This window comes from Devosia elaeis (assembly GCF_001650025.1).
In the GTDB taxonomy this organism is placed as follows: Bacteria; Pseudomonadota; Alphaproteobacteria; order Rhizobiales; family Devosiaceae; genus Devosia; species Devosia elaeis.
Window position 1 is genome coordinate 98,974 of record NZ_LVVY01000068.1, and the last position, 14,117, is coordinate 113,090.

The following is a 14,117-nucleotide window of genomic DNA, read 5'->3' on the forward strand; positions in this document are numbered from 1 at the left end:
ACATGACCCGTTCGATTTGGAAGGGGCCGTTCGTCGACGGCTATCTGCTCAAGAAGGCCGAGAAGGCCCAGTCCTCTGGCCGCAACGACGTGGTCAAGATCTGGTCCCGTCGCTCGACCATCCTGCCGCAGTTCGTCGGCATCACGTTCGGCGTGCATAACGGCCAGAAGCATATCCCGGTGTCCGTCACCGAGGAAATGATCGGCCACAAGTTCGGTGAGTTCGCTCCGACCCGTACCTATTACGGGCACGCGGCCGACAAGAAGGCCAAGAGGAAGTAAGAGATGAGCAAGCCAAAGACTGAGCGCGCTCTCAAGGATAACGAGGCAAAGGCTGTGCTGCGCATGCTGCGCATCAGCCCTCAGAAGCTGAACCTCGTCGCGCAGTTGATCCGTGGCAAGAAGGTCGAGCGGGCCCTGGCCGATCTCGAGTTCAGCCACAAGCGCATCTCCGGCCAGGTGAAGAAGGTGCTCGAGAGCGCCATCGCCAATGCCGAAAACAACCATGGCCTGGACACCGACGCCCTCGTCGTTGCCGAAGCCTATGTGGGCAATTCGCTCGTCATGAAGCGTTTCACCGCTCGCGGTCGCGGCCGTTCGTCGCGCATCGAGAAGCCGTTCTCGCATCTGACGATCGTCGTCCGGCAAGTTGAGGAGGCCGCATAATGGGCCAGAAAATCAATCCGATCGGCTTCCGCCTCGGCATCAACCGCACCTGGGACAGCCGCTGGTTCGCCAACAAGGGCGAATACGGTACCCTGCTGCAGGAAGACCTGAAGATCCGTACGGCTCTTCTGGAAGATCTCAAGGCCGCCGCGGTGTCCAAGATCGTCATCGAGCGTCCGCACCGCAAGTGCCGCGTGTCGATCCACACTGCTCGTCCGGGCATCGTGATCGGCAAGAAGGGCGCCGACATCGACAAGATCCGCGCCAAGGTGAAGAAGTTCACCGACAGCGAAGTGCACATCAACATCGTTGAAGTGCGCAAGCCCGAGACCGACGCGACGCTGGTTGCCCAGGGCATCGCCCAGCAGCTGGAACGCCGCGTTGCCTTCCGCCGTGCCATGAAGCGCGCCGTGCAGACCGCGATCCGTATGGGCGCCGGCGGCATCCGCGTGAATGTTGGTGGTCGTCTCGGTGGTGCCGATATCGCCCGTACCGAATGGTACCGCGAAGGTCGCGTCCCGCTGCACACCCTGCGTGCCGATATCGACTATGGTACCGCCGAAGCCGAAACCACTTACGGCATCATCGGTATCAAGGTGTGGATCTTCAAGGGCGAAGTCCTTGAGCATGATCCGTCGGCTCATGAGCGTCGCGCTACCGAAGGTGGCGAAGGCGGTCAGCGTAGCGAACGCGAACCGCGCCGTGAGCGCGGCGACCGCGACCGCGAACGCGCATAAGAAGGTTAGTTCATTATGCTGCAACCGAAGAGAACTAAGTTCCGCAAGGCTCACAAGGGCCGCATCCATGGCCTGGCCAAGGGTGGTACCGACCTGGCATTCGGCCAGTACGCTCTTAAGGCCACCGAGCCGGAACGCGTCACTGCCCGCCAGATCGAAGCTGCCCGTCGCGCGATCACTCGCGAGATGAAGCGCCAGGGCCGCGTCTGGATCCGGATTTTCCCGGATGTGCCGGTCTCCAAGAAGCCGACCGAAGTCCGTATGGGTAAGGGTAAGGGCTCCGTGGAATACTGGGCCGCGCGCGTAAAGCCGGGTCGCATCGTTTTTGAGATTGACGGTGTGCCCGAAGACATTGCAAAGGAGGCGCTTCGCCTCGGTGCGATGAAGTTGCCGATCACCACGCGTATTGTCACGCGTATTGCCGACTAAGGAACACGAGCATGAAAGCCAGTGATGTGCGGGCCAAGACCGCAGACGAACTGAAAGATCAGCTCGTCGACCTGAAGAAAGAACAGTTCAACCTGCGTTTCCAGCGTGCTACCCAGCAGCTGGAAAAGCCGGCCCGGGTCAAGGAAGTCCGCCGCGATATCGCGCGGATCAAGACGATCCTGACCGAAAAGAACGCAGCTAAGTAAGGAATAGATCCATGCCAAAGCGCGTTTTGCAGGGGACTGTCGTCTCCGACGCCAATGACAAGACCATCGTGGTTCGTGTCGAGCGCCGTTTCACCCATCCGCTTCTGAAGAAGACCGTGCGTCGTTCCAAGAAGTACCACGCCCACGACGAAAACAACGTGGCCAAGGTCGGAGAGACCGTGTGGATCGAGGAAACTGCGCCGATCAGCAAGAATAAGCGCTGGGCGCTTGTTCCGTCCGCGTAAGAGAAACAATTCAGGTCGGCGCGCCGGGTGACGGTGCTGCCGATAACTTAGAAGGCATCCAGTCATGATCCAGATGCAGTCCAATCTCGACGTCGCCGATAATTCCGGCGCCAAGCGAGTCATGTGCATCAAGGTGCTGGGCGGTTCGCACCGCAAATACGCCTCGGTCGGCGACGTTATCGTCGTTTCGGTCAAGGACGCTATTCCGCGCGGCCGCGTCAAGAAGGGCCAGGTGATGAAGGCCGTGGTGGTTCGCACCGCAACCGACATCCGCCGTCCCGACGGCACCGTCATCCGTTTCGACAAGAACGCCGCCGTTCTTCTGAACAATCAGAAGGAACCGATCGGCACCCGTATCTTCGGACCGGTTCCGCGCGAGCTCCGCGCCAAGAACCACATGAAGATCATTTCGCTCGCTCCTGAGGTGCTGTAATGGCCGCCAAGATTAAGAAGGGCGACAAAGTGGTCGTCCTGGCCGGCAAGGACAAGGGCAAGACCGGTCAGGTCCTGTCTGTCATTCCGTCCGAAACCCGCGCGATCGTCCAGGGCATCAACCTGGTCCGTCGTCACCAGAAGCAGACTGCCTCGACCGATTCCGGCATCTTCACCAAGGAAGCGCCGATCCACCTGTCGAACCTGGCGGTCGCCGATGCCAAGGGCAAGCCCACGCGCGTCGGTTTCCAGATCAAGGACGGCGTGAAGACCCGCGTCGCCAAGACCACCGGAGATCAGATCGATGGCTGAGACCGCTTACGTTCCGCGTCTCCGGACCGAGTACGAAAACAACATCAAGGCCGCCCTGCGCGAGCAGTTCGCCTACAAGAACGTCATGGAGCTGCCGCGCCTTGACAAGATCGTCCTGAACATGGGCGTCGGCGAAGCCGTCAACGACACCAAGAAGGTGAAGTCGGCTGCCGATCAGCTGGAGCTGATTGCCGGTCAGAAGCCGGTCATCACCCATGCCCGCAAGTCGATCGCCGGCTTCAAGGTCCGTGAAGGCATGCCGCTCGGCGTGAAGGTCACGCTGCGCAAGACGCGCATGTACGAATTCCTGGACCGCCTGGTGAACATCGCCCTGCCGCGCGTCCGCGACTTCCGCGGCCTCAACCCGAACGCCTTTGACGGCCGTGGCAACTACGCCTTCGGCATCAAGGAACACATCATTTTCCCCGAGATCAACTACGATCAGATCGATCAGGTCTGGGGCATGGACATCGTGGTTGCCACGACGGCCAAGAATGATGACGAGGCCCGCGCGCTTCTCAAGGCATTCAACTTCCCGTTCCGCCAGTAAGCGGGCAGGGAAGGGATAAAGGATCAGGACATGGCAAAGACCAGCTCCATCGAAAAGAACAAGAAGCGCGCCGCTCTGGCCAAGCAGTACGCCGACAAGCGCGCTGCGCTGAAGGCGACCGTGAAGAACCAGGACACTCCCATCGAGGAGCGTTTCAAGGCCAGCCTCAAGCTGGCTGAACTGCCGCGCAACTCGGCCAAGGTCCGCATTCGCAATCGCTGCGAAGTGTCGGGTCGTCCGCGTGGTTACTATCGCAAGCTCAAGATGAGCCGTATCGCCCTGCGTCAGCTGGGCAACCTGGGTCAGATCCCGGGTCTGGTGAAGTCGAGCTGGTAAGGAGAACATCAAATGAGCTTTTCCGATCCCATCGGCGATATGCTGACCCGCATCCGCAACGCGCAGCAGCGTCGCAAGACTTCCGTTTCGACTCCGGCCTCGACCCTGCGCGGTCGCGTGCTGGACGTGCTCCAGTCCGAGGGTTTCATCCGCGGCTATTCGGAGACGAAGTTCGAGAACGGTGCCGCCGAATACGAAATCGAACTGAAGTATTCGGACAATGAAGGCGTGATCCGCACCATCGAGCGCGTGTCCCGTCCCGGCCGCCGCGTTTACGCGTCGGTAAAGAACATCCCCCAGGTTGCCAACGGCCTCGGCGTGTCGATTCTGTCCACCCCCAAGGGTGTGATGGCCGACCACGAAGCCAAGGCCGCCAATGTGGGTGGCGAGGTACTCTGCCGCGTCTTCTAAGGAAGGCGTGGCAAGACGATTACTCAAGGAAGCATTATGTCACGTACTGGCAAGAAACCGGTGGCCCCGGTAAACGGCGTTACGGTCACGATCAACGGTCGTACCGTGTCCGCCAAGGGCCCGAAGGGCGAACTGAGCCTGCAGCTCATGGATATCGTCAATGTGGAGCAGGGTTCGGATGGCATCGTCATCACCCCCGCCAACGACACCCGTGAGGCTCGCGCTGCCTGGGGCACCACCCGCGCGCTGATCCAGAACATGGTCACCGGGGTGAGCGCCGGCTTCGAGAAGAAGCTCGCCATCCAGGGCGTCGGTTATCGCGCCGCCATGCAGGGCAAGGATGTGAAGCTCTCGCTGGGTTTCAGCCACGAAGTGATCTATGCGGCTCCCCAGGGGATCACCCTGGCCGTTCCGGCACCGACGGAAATCGTCGTCACCGGCATCGACAAGCAGCAGGTTGGCCAGGTTGCGGCCGAGATCCGCGGTTGGCGTCCCCCTGAGCCCTATAAGGGCAAGGGCGTGCGTTACGCCAACGAGCAGGTCTTCCGCAAAGAAGGCAAGAAGAAGTAAGGAGCGCCGGAAATGGCAATTTCTGCAAAAGGTGCGGATCGCCGCAAGGCCCGTGTCCGCAAGGCGCTCAAGGCTCGTGCCTTTGGTCGTCCGCGTCTGTCGGTTTTCCGTTCGGACAAGAATATCTACGCCCAGATCATCGACGACAGCACCGGCCGTACGCTGGCCGCTGCCTCGACCCTGGAAAAGGACATCAAGTCCTCGCTCAAGAATGGCGCGACCTCCGAGGCCGCTGCCACGATTGGCAAGCTGATCGCCGAACGCGGCGTGAAGGCCGGGGTTGGCGAAGTCATTTTCGATCGCGGCGCCTACATCTATCACGGCCGTGTTAAGGCCCTTGCAGACGCTGCCCGTGAGGGCGGTCTGCAGTTCTAACCGGCGAGGAAGAGATAAAATGAGCAGAGACGTTCAAGAGCGCGAAAGCGAGTTCGTCGATCGCCTGGTCCACATCAATCGTGTGGCCAAGGTTGTGAAGGGCGGCCGTCGCTTCGGTTTTGCGGCGCTCGTCGTCGTCGGTGACCAGAAGGGTCGCGTCGGTTTCGGTCACGGCAAGGCCCGTGAAGTTCCCGAGGCTATCCGCAAGGCCACCGAGCAGGCCAAGCGCCAGATGATCCGCGTTCCGCTGCGGGATGCCCGTACGCTGCACCACGACGTTACCGGCCGCCACGGCGCCGGCAAGGTCATCCTGCGTGCCGCCGTTCCGGGTACCGGTATCATCGCCGGTGGTCCGATGCGCGCTGTGTTCGAAACGCTTGGCATCAACGACATCGTTGCCAAGTCGCAGGGCACTGCCAATCCCTACAACATGGTTCGCGCCACGTTCGATGCGCTCAAGCGCGTTGACAGCCCCCGTTCGGTGGCTTCCCGTCGCGGGCTCAAGGTTTCCGAACTTCAGGCTCGCCGCGGCGAGGCTGCTGTCGAAGCCTGATTGAGAGGCGCGGAGAAGTACAATGGCTAAAGCCAAGACCATCGTCGTCCAGCAGGTCGGTTCGCCGATCCGCCGTGAGAAGAGCCAGCGCGCGACCCTGATCGGGCTCGGGCTCAACAAGATGAACAAGCAGCGTGAGCTGGTTGATACGCCCGAAGTGCGCGGCATGATCAACAAGATCCCGCATCTCGTCCGCGTCGTCGGCGAGTAAGGAAGTTACGAACATGACCCGTTTGAACGAACTTCGCGACAATCCCGGCGCCAACAAGGTCCGCGTCCGCATCGGCCGTGGTATCGGCTCGGGTGTCGGCAAGACCGGTGGCCGCGGCGGCAAGGGCCAGACGGCCCGCGCCGGTGTCGCCATCAACGGCTTCGAAGGCGGCCAGATGCCCCTTCACATGCGTATGCCGAAGCGCGGCTTCAATGCCTGGAATCCGAAGGATTTCAACGAAGTCCGCATCGACCGCATCCAGGCCTATATCGACAGCGGCAAGCTCGATGCCAAGGGCGTCGTTGATTCCGCGGCTCTCGTGGCTGCCGGCGTCATCCGTCGTCCCAAGGACGGCGTGCGCCTGATCGGCTCCGAAGGCTTCTCGGCCAAGAAGGTCACCTTCAAGGTCGATTACGCCACCAAGGGCGCTGCTGCTGCCATCGAGGCGGCCGGCGGCAAGCTCGACCTCATCCCGGTCAAGGAGACCTGGAAGAAGGCCCCGCGCGCCGAGTAATCACTCGGCAGGGCGCACGCGGCGATCGATGCCGGGTGCGCTCTTGTGGTTTGTTGCGTCTGGCGGGGACATATCCCATATATGCCTCTCCATGCGCTCCGAGCGCACCTGGCATTTAGAGCATCGCGCGGAAAAGTGGGAACCGGTTTTCCGCGTCAGGCGATGCGGAAACAAATGACCAGGGCGGCATCTGTGTTCGTCAGAACGATCGCCGCTCTGGGCCATAGGAGCGATTTATATGGCGTCCGCAGCCGAACAGCTCGCACGTAATCTTTCTTTCTCGACCTTCTCGAAGGCGAAAGCCCTGCAGCAGCGCATCTGGTTCACACTGGGCGCGCTGCTTGTTTATCGTCTGGGCACCTATATCCCGCTGCCGGGCATCGATCCGGATGCGTTCCGCGCCACGTTCGAACAGAGCCAGCAGGGCATTATCGGCATGTTCAACATGTTCGCCGGCGGTGCCGTCGAGCGCATGGCGATCTTTGCCCTCAACCTCATTCCCTACATCACCGCGTCCATCGTAGTGCAGGTGGTGTCCACCGCGTCGCCGCGCCTGGAGGCCCTCAAGAAGGAGGGTGAGGCCGGCCGTCGCAAGATGAACCAATATACCCGCTACCTGGCGGTGCTGTTCTGCGCCATCCAGGCCTATGGCATTGCCGTGGGTCTCGAGGGCAGCCAGGGCGTCGTGCTCAATCCGGGCTGGTTCTTCCGTATCTCGACCGTCATCACCCTGGTCGGCGGCACCATGTTCCTGATGTGGCTGGGCGAGCAGATCACCGCGCGCGGCGTGGGTAACGGCATCTCGCTCATCATCTTCGCCGGTATCGTGGCGAACCTGCCCTCGACCGTGGCGCAGACCCTGGAACTGGCCCGTACCGGCGCCATCCCGGGCTTTGCCGGCCTCGGCATGCTGGTCCTGGCCCTGGTGGTGATCGCCGTCATCGTCTTCTTCGAACGCGCCCAGCGCCGGCTGCTGATCCAGTATCCGAAGCGCCAGGTGGGCAACAAGATGTTCCAGGGCGACACCTCGCACCTGCCGCTGAAGCTCAACACCTCGGGCGTGATCCCGGTGATCTTCGGCTCCTCGCTGCTGCTGCTGCCGGCCACGATCGCTTCGTTCGCGGCCCAGGGCGACGCTCCGGCCTGGCTGACGACGGTGACCGCCCTGCTGGGGCGTGGGCAGCCGCTTTATCTGGCGCTGTTTGCCTTCTTCATCATCTTCTTCGCCTTCTTCTATACGGCCATCGTGTTCAACCCGACCGAGACGGCGGACAATCTCAAGCGCTCCGGCGGCTTCATTCCGGGCATTCGTCCGGGCGAGCGGACGGCGCAGCATATCGATTACGTGCTGACCCGCATCACCGTGGTCGGTGCCGTCTACCTCACGGTGGTGGCGCTGATCCCGGAAGTCATGTTCAGCCAGTTGGCGGTGAGCCAGTTCATCGGCGGTACCTCGCTGCTGATCATGGTGACCGTGACGCTGGATACGATCACGCAGATCCAGAGCCATCTGGTGGCCCAGCAATATGAAGGGCTGTTGAAGAAGTCCCGTCTTGGAGGAGGCAAGCGTCGATGAGGTTGATCCTGTTGGGACCGCCGGGGGCGGGCAAGGGTACACAGGCGAAGATTCTGGTGGAGGCCTATGGCATTCCCCAGCTCTCCACCGGCGATATCCTGCGCTCCGCCATTGCGGCCCAGACGCCGCTCGGCCTTGAGGCCAAGGCTATTGTCGATCGCGGCGACCTCGTGTCCGACGCCATCGTCAACGGCATCGTCTCCGAGCGGCTCGACGCCGAAGATTGCAAGCCGGGCTTCATCCTCGATGGTTTCCCGCGCACCATTGCCCAGGCGGAGGCCCTGGACCAGATGCTGGCAGACAAGGGCATTGCCCTCGATGCCGTCATCGAGATCAAGGCCGAGGCTGACGAACTGGTAAAGCGTGTTATCAATCGCGCCAAGGAATCGGGTGGGGCCCGTGCGGACGACAACGAGGAAGTGCTGCGCAAGCGCCTCGGTGTCTATTCCGAACAGACCGCGCCGCTGGTCGCCTATTACACCGAACGGGGCCTGTTGAAGGCCGTGGACGGCATGGCGCCGGTCGAAGAGGTTACTGCCGCGATCAAATCGGCGCTCGGCAGATAATTCGGGGCCGGGCAGGGGCTGTTGACTCTGGCCGGTCTTGTCCTTAAAGAACCGCACCAGTCTCATGGATTATTGGGCTGGATTCGGTTTTCCCTTAGTTGGGGGTCGAAATCCGGTCCCTTGTTGTTTAAAGGCACCCGCCGGGATGGCGCGTGTTGAATGAAGGAGAGCAGACGTGGCTCGTATTGCTGGCGTCAATATCCCGACGAATAAGCGCGTGGTGATCGCGCTGCAATATATTCACGGGATCGGCGAAAAGTTCGCCACCGATATCACGACCAAGGTCGGTATTCCGGCCGAGCGTCGCGTCAATGAACTGACCGACGCCGAAGTCATCCAGATCCGTGAGGCCATCGACCGCGACTATGTCGTGGAGGGCGATCTGCGCCGCAACGTGGCGATGAATATCAAGCGCCTGATGGACCTTGGCAATTATCGTGGCCTGCGTCACCGCCGTGGCCTGCCGGTCCGCGGTCAGCGCACCCACACCAATGCCCGCACCCGCAAGGGTCCGGCCAAGCCGATCGCCGGCAAGAAGAAGTAAGTTTGAAGCGAATAGCGATTGGCGGGTAGCGAATAGGGTTTTGTTTCTATTCGCTACTCGCTCATTCACTACTCACTTCCAGGTGGAGCTGCTGGCATTACGGCAGCGCCGATATCCCAGAGGATAATAATGGCTAAGACTGAAGTCGCGCGCGTCCGCCGCAAGGAGCGCAAGAATATCACTTCCGGCGTCGCACATGTGAACGCCTCCTTCAACAACACCATGATCACCATCGCGGACATGCAGGGCAACACGATTTCGTGGTCGTCCTCGGGCGTGATGGGTTTCAAGGGCTCGCGTAAGTCGACCCCTTATGCCGCGCAGGTCGCGGCCGAAGATGCCGCCAAGAAGGCGCAGGAGCACGGCATGAAGACCCTCGAGGTCGAAGTGCGCGGTCCCGGTTCGGGCCGTGAATCTGCCCTGCGCGCCCTCCAGGCCGCCGGCTTCAACGTTACCTCTATCCGTGACGTGACCTCGATCCCGCATAATGGCTGCCGTCCGCGCAAGCGGCGCCGCGTCTAACAAGACCATTAATATGCTCCCGGCCGATTGGATGGGCCGGGAGTCCTATTGTGTTTGCGGCGGTGCGGCCTTCATGGCCGCGATTTTGAAAGGACAATACCGTGACGATCCAGAGGAACTGGCAGGAACTGATCAAGCCGACCAAACTGGACATTGTTTCGGGCAGCGACAACGCGCGCGTGGCCTCGGTTGTTGCCGAGCCGCTTGAGCGCGGTTACGGGCTTACCCTGGGCAATGCCCTGCGTCGCGTGCTGCTGTCGTCGCTTCAGGGCGCGGCAGTGACCGCAATCCAGATCGACGGCATTCTGCACGAATTCTCCTCGCTTCCCGGCGTGCGCGAGGACATCACCGACCTGGTGCTGAACGTCAAGGAAATCGCCCTGAAGATGGGTGGCGAAGGCCCGAAGCGCCTGACCCTCTCCAAGCAGGGCCCGGGTGCCGTTACCGCCGGTGACATCAAGGTCTCCGGCGATATCGAAGTGCTGAACCCCGAACTGGTCATTTGCCATCTCGACGATGGCGCCGAGATCAATATCGAGTTCACTGTCAATTCCGGCAAGGGCTATGTTCCGGCCGAGAAGAACCGTCCCGAGGACGCCCCGATCGGTTACATCCCGGTCGATGCGCTGTTCTCGCCGGTGCGCCGCGTGAGCTACAAGGTCGATGCGACCCGTGCGGGCGAAAGCCTCGACAAGGACAAGCTGACCCTCAGCGTCGAGACCAATGGCGCGCTGTCGCCCGAAGATGCCGTGGCCTTTGCCGCGCGCATTCTCCAGGACCAGCTCTCCGTCTTCGTCAATTTCGAAGAGCCCACCAAGGAAAAGGCCCAGGATTCGGTTCCCGAGCTGGCCTTCAACCCGGCGCTGCTCAAGAAGGTCGACGAGCTCGAGCTTTCGGTGCGTTCGGCGAACTGCCTCAAGAATGACAACATCGTCTATATCGGCGACCTCATCCAGAAGACGGAAGCCGAGATGCTGCGGACGCCGAACTTCGGCCGCAAGTCGCTCAATGAAATCAAGGAAGTCCTGGCACAGATGGGGCTTCATCTCGGAATGGACGTCAACAACTGGCCGCCCGAGAATATCGATGACCTCGCCAAGCGCTACGAAGATCATTACTGATCCGGCGCTGCCAAGATTTTAGGAGAAACCCATGCGCCACGCTAATCGAGGCCGCAAGTTCAGCCGGACCGCATCCCACCGCAAGGCCATGTTTGCCAACATGTCCGCCGCGCTGATCAAGCACGAACAGATCGTCACCACGCTTCCCAAGGCCAAGGACCTGCGTCCGATCGTCGAGAAGCTCATCACCCTGGGCAAGCGCGGCGACCTGCATGCCCGTCGCCAGGCCATCGCGCAGATCCGCGACGAGGCCCAGGTGGCCAAGCTCTTCGCCGTTCTCGGCCCGCGCTACAAGGAGCGCAATGGCGGCTACCTGCGCATCCTCAAGGCCGGCTTCCGCTATGGCGACAATGCCCCGCTGGCCGTGATCGAATTCGTCGATCGCGACGTCGATGCCAAGGGCCAGGATTCCGGCCCGACCTTCACCCAGGACGACGAAGCCGAAGCGGCATAAGCCCAGGCTTCCGGTTTTGAACATGAAGCGGCCCCGGTTTTCCGGGGCCGTTTTTTTGTGCGCCAAAGCATTCGACTATCGACTGAACTCAAACTGGCCGTCATTGCCGGGCTTGTCCCGGCAATCCATCTCGGGACCGCATGGACCACCGGGACAAGCCCGGTGGTGACGATGGTGAGATGCGTTGCCATTTCAGCTCGATAGCAAAAACGCCCTGGAGCGCGTTCCGCCTTCGCAGCGCGGAAGAGAAGATTAGAACTTATCCCCGCCCGCAACGCCGCCCTTATTCTCCTCCCATCCCCGTCACACACGCGGCCCCGACGCAGGGCCGGGCGGGGAGGCCGGGAAGGGGGGCGCCTCTTCACGCGGGTAGAAGCTCGGCAGCCGGACCTGCAATAACGGTACCGCCTGAATCCGGACCCGTGGGAAAATCCGGTTTCGTGACGAACGGCCATTGGTTCGTTCTCTTATGTTTCGACAGGGCCAATGGCCGTTCGTTACCGTGATGAAAACCGGACGTGGCAGCGCGGTCCGGCTAAAGGCGTGACCTGCTGCCGGGGCGCGAGAGTCCCCAGGCTGCATAGAGCGCGTCGAGCTCCCGCTGGTCATGCGTGAACACGAGCGGCAGCCCGGTCTCCCGGGCCTTCTGCCGGGAGCGCTCAGAGGCGTGCCGCGTGTGCCAGAGCCAGTGGATCATTTCCCATTTGATGGAATCCCTGTTGCCGTCGAGCGCGCCGGCCCGGGCGCCATTGGTCGTGCGGCGGAAATAGCGCCAATAGCGTCGCAGCAGGTTGTCATCGACCACGATGATGCCGGTGGCGCGCGCGATGCGTTGCGGCAGCACTTCGGAATAATTGCCGTCCATCACCCATTCGGGCTCGAGGATGGCGGCGTCATGCAGGGCGTGGAATTCGGCTGTCGGCCGTTGCTGCCAATCGGTGCCGGGCAGGTGGCGGAACCGGTCGACGTGAAAAGCCGGAACGCCCAGCCGCTGCGCCAGCGCCACGGCCAGCGTCGATTTCCCGGCATTGGTCGGCCCCATGATCATGATGCGGCGGCCGAGATCGGCGAGGGGCGGGAAATCGGACATGGAGTTGTCGGGGCTCAGAAAAATGGATTGCCGGGACAAGCCCGGCAATGACGAAGGTTCTGATATCTGGGCGAAACGATCAAGCCAATGATCGGCTCGCTGTTCCAATAGACGTCACCACCGGGCTTGTCCCGGTGGTCCAGTATGCCTACCCGCGAGGGAGCAGCCCAACCTCACTCCGCCGGCGCCATGTCCTTGCCCGTGTAGACCTCGTCCACCCAATATTGGTCGCGGCGGACGAAGCCGTTGAACGGGGTCAGCGAGGCCTGCGTATAGGCGCCCATCAGGCCGAACTCGATCCAGTCGTCCTCGTCGATATCGGCGGGCAGGGTGAAGACCTGGGGCAGCACGTCATAGCTGTCGCAGGTCGGGCCCCAGAGGGTGAATTCGCTGAATTCGCCATTGTTGTCATGGAGGCGCGGACCGCGCCACACCCGCACGGGCGGGGTGAAGTGCATGAACTTCACTTCCATCAGCGCGCCATAGGCCCCGTCATTGACATAGACCGACTGGCCGCCGCGCTGATGCTTTACGCGCAGCAGCAGCGAGGTGGAGGAGGTCACCAGCGCCCGGCCGGGCTCGATGATCAGCTCGGGCTTGTTCTTGCCGAAATGGTCCTCGACGGCCTTGGCGATGGTCTCGAAATAATAATCCATCGGCGGGGCAACGCTGGTCGGGTAGGGGGCCGGATAGCCGCCGCCGATATTGAGGCGCTTGAGCTCGATCCCGGCTTCCTCGACGATGCGCGCCGCCGCCGCGATATGGCGCTCATAGGCATAGGCGTCTTCGCACTGGCTGCCGACATGGAAGCAGAGGCTGGGCGTATAGCCCATTTTCTCGACGGCGGTGACGATTTCGGCGGCGGATTGCTCCATCACGCCGAACTTGATGCCGAAATCGTAGCTCTTGAGCGCCTTGCCGGCCTTGAAGCGGGTCGTCACCTCGACATCGCGGCTGGGCGACACCACCGCGGCCAGCTGGTCGAGCTGCTGGGGATGGTCGATGGTGAAGCTGCGGACCCCGAATTCCTCATAGGCGCGCTCGATCTCGCGCTTGTTCTTGATGGGGTTGTTGTAGTGCATCACCGCGCCGGGCGCGTAGTCGCGCACCAGTTCCATCTCCACGTTCGATGCCACGTCGAAGGCCTTCAGCCCCTCGGCATGCAATTGGGAGATGATATGGGGGGAGGGATTGCACTTCACCGCATAGGTCAGCAGCCCGTCAAAGCCCTTTTTGAAGACCTTGATCGCCCTCCTGAACTCCTTTTCCGAAAACAGGAAGGAGGGATAGTCCGGCGCTTCGGCGGCGATCAGCGCGGAAGTGTTGGCGTGGACAATTCTCGGCTCGTCGGTCATTGGACAACAGGCCTTTCAGGGGCTGGGGGGAACGCGGGAAACTCCTATGCGTTTCGGGGGTTCCGGTTGGAAAGCGCATTGAAGTGAGCGCTGCATATAGGGCCGTGTGACCCCTCGCGCAAACGTTTATTTGGGTCCAATACCAACAATGCGGAAACGTCATTTTGGTGACAGAATCCGGGCGCTTTCGTCCCTGTGCCGGAAATGGGATTTCCGGCCGAGAAATTGATTCCGAAGGTTTGGCCATGTCGTTGCGAACGCTGGTATTTTCAACCGTCGCCCTTGTCGCTCTCGCCATGGGTGGCGCCTTGGCTCTGTCCCCCTTTAACGGCTCGCCCCCGCC

General features: G+C 61.6%; 24 protein-coding genes. 22 read left to right on the plus strand and 2 right to left on the minus strand.

Annotated features, from left to right (window positions below):
- Positions 1 to 2 precede the first annotated feature (2 nt).
- The 22 genes from rpsS (at position 3) to rplQ (ending at position 11,329) form a co-directional block, all read left to right on the plus strand.
- Complete coding sequence (gene rpsS, locus A3840_RS05910; protein WP_067453327.1) at positions 3 to 281, plus strand: 30S ribosomal protein S19; 279 nt, start codon at positions 3 to 5, stop codon at positions 279 to 281.
- A gap of 3 nt (positions 282 to 284) precedes the next feature.
- Complete coding sequence (gene rplV, locus A3840_RS05915) at positions 285 to 665, plus strand: 50S ribosomal protein L22 (RefSeq protein WP_067453330.1); 381 nt, start codon at positions 285 to 287, stop codon at positions 663 to 665.
- Positions 665 to 1,402, plus strand: a complete 738-nt coding sequence (gene rpsC / locus A3840_RS05920) for a 30S ribosomal protein S3 (RefSeq protein WP_067453334.1) — start codon at positions 665 to 667, stop codon at positions 1,400 to 1,402. The genes rplV and rpsC overlap by 1 nt, the downstream gene beginning before the upstream one ends.
- Positions 1,403 to 1,417: 15 nt before the next feature.
- Complete coding sequence (rplP, locus tag A3840_RS05925; protein WP_067453337.1) at positions 1,418 to 1,831, plus strand: 50S ribosomal protein L16; 414 nt, start codon at positions 1,418 to 1,420, stop codon at positions 1,829 to 1,831.
- 11 nt (positions 1,832 to 1,842) lie between these two features.
- The gene (rpmC, locus tag A3840_RS05930; RefSeq protein ID WP_067453340.1) at positions 1,843 to 2,037 is read left to right on the plus strand and encodes a 50S ribosomal protein L29; all 195 of its coding nucleotides are present in this window, start codon (positions 1,843 to 1,845) and stop codon (positions 2,035 to 2,037) included.
- Between the two features lie 11 nt (positions 2,038 to 2,048).
- Complete coding sequence (gene rpsQ / locus A3840_RS05935; RefSeq protein ID WP_067453343.1) at positions 2,049 to 2,282, plus strand: 30S ribosomal protein S17; 234 nt, start codon at positions 2,049 to 2,051, stop codon at positions 2,280 to 2,282.
- Between the two features lie 64 nt (positions 2,283 to 2,346).
- Positions 2,347 to 2,715 carry a 50S ribosomal protein L14 gene (gene rplN, locus A3840_RS05940; RefSeq protein ID WP_067453346.1) on the plus strand — a complete coding sequence of 123 codons (369 nt, stop codon included), beginning with the start codon at positions 2,347 to 2,349 and terminating at the stop codon, positions 2,713 to 2,715.
- Positions 2,715 to 3,026: a 50S ribosomal protein L24 gene (gene rplX / locus A3840_RS05945; protein WP_067453349.1), complete on the plus strand. Its 312-nt coding sequence runs from the start codon at positions 2,715 to 2,717 to the stop codon at positions 3,024 to 3,026. Before rplN ends, rplX begins: the two co-directional genes overlap by 1 nt.
- Complete coding sequence (rplE, locus tag A3840_RS05950; protein WP_067453352.1) at positions 3,019 to 3,576, plus strand: 50S ribosomal protein L5; 558 nt, start codon at positions 3,019 to 3,021, stop codon at positions 3,574 to 3,576. The genes rplX and rplE overlap by 8 nt, the downstream gene beginning before the upstream one ends.
- Before the next feature lie 30 nt (positions 3,577 to 3,606).
- On the plus strand, positions 3,607 to 3,912 hold the full coding sequence (gene rpsN, locus A3840_RS05955) for a 30S ribosomal protein S14 (RefSeq protein WP_067453355.1): 306 nt from the start codon (positions 3,607 to 3,609) through the stop codon (positions 3,910 to 3,912).
- A gap of 12 nt (positions 3,913 to 3,924) precedes the next feature.
- Entirely contained in the window at positions 3,925 to 4,323 is a 399-nt protein-coding gene (gene rpsH / locus A3840_RS05960; RefSeq protein WP_067453359.1) for a 30S ribosomal protein S8, read from the plus strand.
- Positions 4,324 to 4,359: 36 nt separating this feature from the next.
- Positions 4,360 to 4,893: a 50S ribosomal protein L6 gene (gene rplF, locus A3840_RS05965; RefSeq protein WP_067453362.1), complete on the plus strand. Its 534-nt coding sequence runs from the start codon at positions 4,360 to 4,362 to the stop codon at positions 4,891 to 4,893.
- 12 nt (positions 4,894 to 4,905) lie between these two features.
- On the plus strand, positions 4,906 to 5,268 hold the full coding sequence (gene rplR, locus A3840_RS05970) for a 50S ribosomal protein L18 (protein WP_067453363.1): 363 nt from the start codon (positions 4,906 to 4,908) through the stop codon (positions 5,266 to 5,268).
- Positions 5,269 to 5,287: 19 nt separating this feature from the next.
- A complete protein-coding gene (rpsE, locus tag A3840_RS05975) occupies positions 5,288 to 5,821 on the plus strand; it encodes a 30S ribosomal protein S5 (RefSeq protein ID WP_046104443.1) in 534 nt (177 codons plus the stop codon).
- A 22-nt stretch (positions 5,822 to 5,843) separates the two neighbouring features.
- Positions 5,844 to 6,032, plus strand: a complete 189-nt coding sequence (rpmD, locus tag A3840_RS05980; protein ID WP_067453366.1) for a 50S ribosomal protein L30 — start codon at positions 5,844 to 5,846, stop codon at positions 6,030 to 6,032.
- A 13-nt stretch (positions 6,033 to 6,045) separates the two neighbouring features.
- Complete coding sequence (gene rplO, locus A3840_RS05985; RefSeq protein WP_067453369.1) at positions 6,046 to 6,546, plus strand: 50S ribosomal protein L15; 501 nt, start codon at positions 6,046 to 6,048, stop codon at positions 6,544 to 6,546.
- Between the two features lie 238 nt (positions 6,547 to 6,784).
- Positions 6,785 to 8,122: a preprotein translocase subunit SecY gene (gene secY / locus A3840_RS05990; RefSeq protein WP_067453373.1), complete on the plus strand. Its 1,338-nt coding sequence runs from the start codon at positions 6,785 to 6,787 to the stop codon at positions 8,120 to 8,122.
- The gene (locus A3840_RS05995; RefSeq protein WP_067453377.1) at positions 8,119 to 8,688 is read left to right on the plus strand and encodes an adenylate kinase; all 570 of its coding nucleotides are present in this window, start codon (positions 8,119 to 8,121) and stop codon (positions 8,686 to 8,688) included. Before secY ends, A3840_RS05995 begins: the two co-directional genes overlap by 4 nt.
- Before the next feature lie 175 nt (positions 8,689 to 8,863).
- Positions 8,864 to 9,232, plus strand: coding sequence for a 30S ribosomal protein S13 (gene rpsM, locus A3840_RS06000; protein ID WP_067453380.1), 369 nt, complete (start codon positions 8,864 to 8,866; stop codon positions 9,230 to 9,232).
- Between the two features lie 129 nt (positions 9,233 to 9,361).
- Complete coding sequence (gene rpsK, locus A3840_RS06005) at positions 9,362 to 9,754, plus strand: 30S ribosomal protein S11 (protein WP_046104437.1); 393 nt, start codon at positions 9,362 to 9,364, stop codon at positions 9,752 to 9,754.
- A gap of 101 nt (positions 9,755 to 9,855) precedes the next feature.
- Positions 9,856 to 10,875 (plus strand): DNA-directed RNA polymerase subunit alpha, encoded by a 1,020-nt coding sequence (locus tag A3840_RS06010; protein ID WP_067453383.1) that lies wholly within the window; start codon positions 9,856 to 9,858, stop codon positions 10,873 to 10,875.
- Between the two features lie 31 nt (positions 10,876 to 10,906).
- Positions 10,907 to 11,329 (plus strand): 50S ribosomal protein L17, encoded by a 423-nt coding sequence (rplQ, locus tag A3840_RS06015; protein ID WP_067453385.1) that lies wholly within the window; start codon positions 10,907 to 10,909, stop codon positions 11,327 to 11,329.
- 535 nt (positions 11,330 to 11,864) lie between these two features.
- On the opposite strand, the gene A3840_RS06020 is transcribed toward rplQ, so the two are convergent.
- Complete coding sequence (locus A3840_RS06020; RefSeq protein ID WP_067453388.1) at positions 11,865 to 12,419, minus strand: P-loop NTPase family protein; 555 nt, start codon at positions 12,417 to 12,419, stop codon at positions 11,865 to 11,867.
- A 173-nt stretch (positions 12,420 to 12,592) separates the two neighbouring features.
- Complete coding sequence (locus tag A3840_RS06025; protein WP_067453391.1) at positions 12,593 to 13,774, minus strand: type III PLP-dependent enzyme domain-containing protein; 1,182 nt, start codon at positions 13,772 to 13,774, stop codon at positions 12,593 to 12,595.
- Positions 13,775 to 14,117 lie beyond the last annotated feature (343 nt).

Coding starts and splice junctions, on each gene's coding strand:
- rplO (WP_067453369.1), top strand. CDS start 6,046: ATGACCCGTTTGAACGAACTTCGCGACAATCCCGGCGCCAACAAGGTC.
- rpsS (WP_067453327.1), top strand. CDS start 3: ATGACCCGTTCGATTTGGAAGGGGCCGTTCGTCGACGGCTATCTGCTC.
- rplP (WP_067453337.1), top strand. CDS start 1,418: ATGCTGCAACCGAAGAGAACTAAGTTCCGCAAGGCTCACAAGGGCCGC.
- A3840_RS06025 (WP_067453391.1), bottom strand. CDS start 13,774: ATGACCGACGAGCCGAGAATTGTCCACGCCAACACTTCCGCGCTGATC.
- rplX (WP_067453349.1), top strand. CDS start 2,715: ATGGCCGCCAAGATTAAGAAGGGCGACAAAGTGGTCGTCCTGGCCGGC.
- rplE (WP_067453352.1), top strand. CDS start 3,019: ATGGCTGAGACCGCTTACGTTCCGCGTCTCCGGACCGAGTACGAAAAC.
- rplQ (WP_067453385.1), top strand. CDS start 10,907: ATGCGCCACGCTAATCGAGGCCGCAAGTTCAGCCGGACCGCATCCCAC.
- rpsE (WP_046104443.1), top strand. CDS start 5,288: ATGAGCAGAGACGTTCAAGAGCGCGAAAGCGAGTTCGTCGATCGCCTG.
- rplF (WP_067453362.1), top strand. CDS start 4,360: ATGTCACGTACTGGCAAGAAACCGGTGGCCCCGGTAAACGGCGTTACG.
- rpsQ (WP_067453343.1), top strand. CDS start 2,049: ATGCCAAAGCGCGTTTTGCAGGGGACTGTCGTCTCCGACGCCAATGAC.
- secY (WP_067453373.1), top strand. CDS start 6,785: ATGGCGTCCGCAGCCGAACAGCTCGCACGTAATCTTTCTTTCTCGACC.
- rpsH (WP_067453359.1), top strand. CDS start 3,925: ATGAGCTTTTCCGATCCCATCGGCGATATGCTGACCCGCATCCGCAAC.
- rplN (WP_067453346.1), top strand. CDS start 2,347: ATGATCCAGATGCAGTCCAATCTCGACGTCGCCGATAATTCCGGCGCC.
- A3840_RS06020 (WP_067453388.1), bottom strand. CDS start 12,419: ATGTCCGATTTCCCGCCCCTCGCCGATCTCGGCCGCCGCATCATGATC.
- rpmC (WP_067453340.1), top strand. CDS start 1,843: ATGAAAGCCAGTGATGTGCGGGCCAAGACCGCAGACGAACTGAAAGAT.
- rplV (WP_067453330.1), top strand. CDS start 285: ATGAGCAAGCCAAAGACTGAGCGCGCTCTCAAGGATAACGAGGCAAAG.
- rpsC (WP_067453334.1), top strand. CDS start 665: ATGGGCCAGAAAATCAATCCGATCGGCTTCCGCCTCGGCATCAACCGC.
- rpsN (WP_067453355.1), top strand. CDS start 3,607: ATGGCAAAGACCAGCTCCATCGAAAAGAACAAGAAGCGCGCCGCTCTG.
- rplR (WP_067453363.1), top strand. CDS start 4,906: ATGGCAATTTCTGCAAAAGGTGCGGATCGCCGCAAGGCCCGTGTCCGC.
- rpmD (WP_067453366.1), top strand. CDS start 5,844: ATGGCTAAAGCCAAGACCATCGTCGTCCAGCAGGTCGGTTCGCCGATC.
- rpsK (WP_046104437.1), top strand. CDS start 9,362: ATGGCTAAGACTGAAGTCGCGCGCGTCCGCCGCAAGGAGCGCAAGAAT.
- A3840_RS05995 (WP_067453377.1), top strand. CDS start 8,119: ATGAGGTTGATCCTGTTGGGACCGCCGGGGGCGGGCAAGGGTACACAG.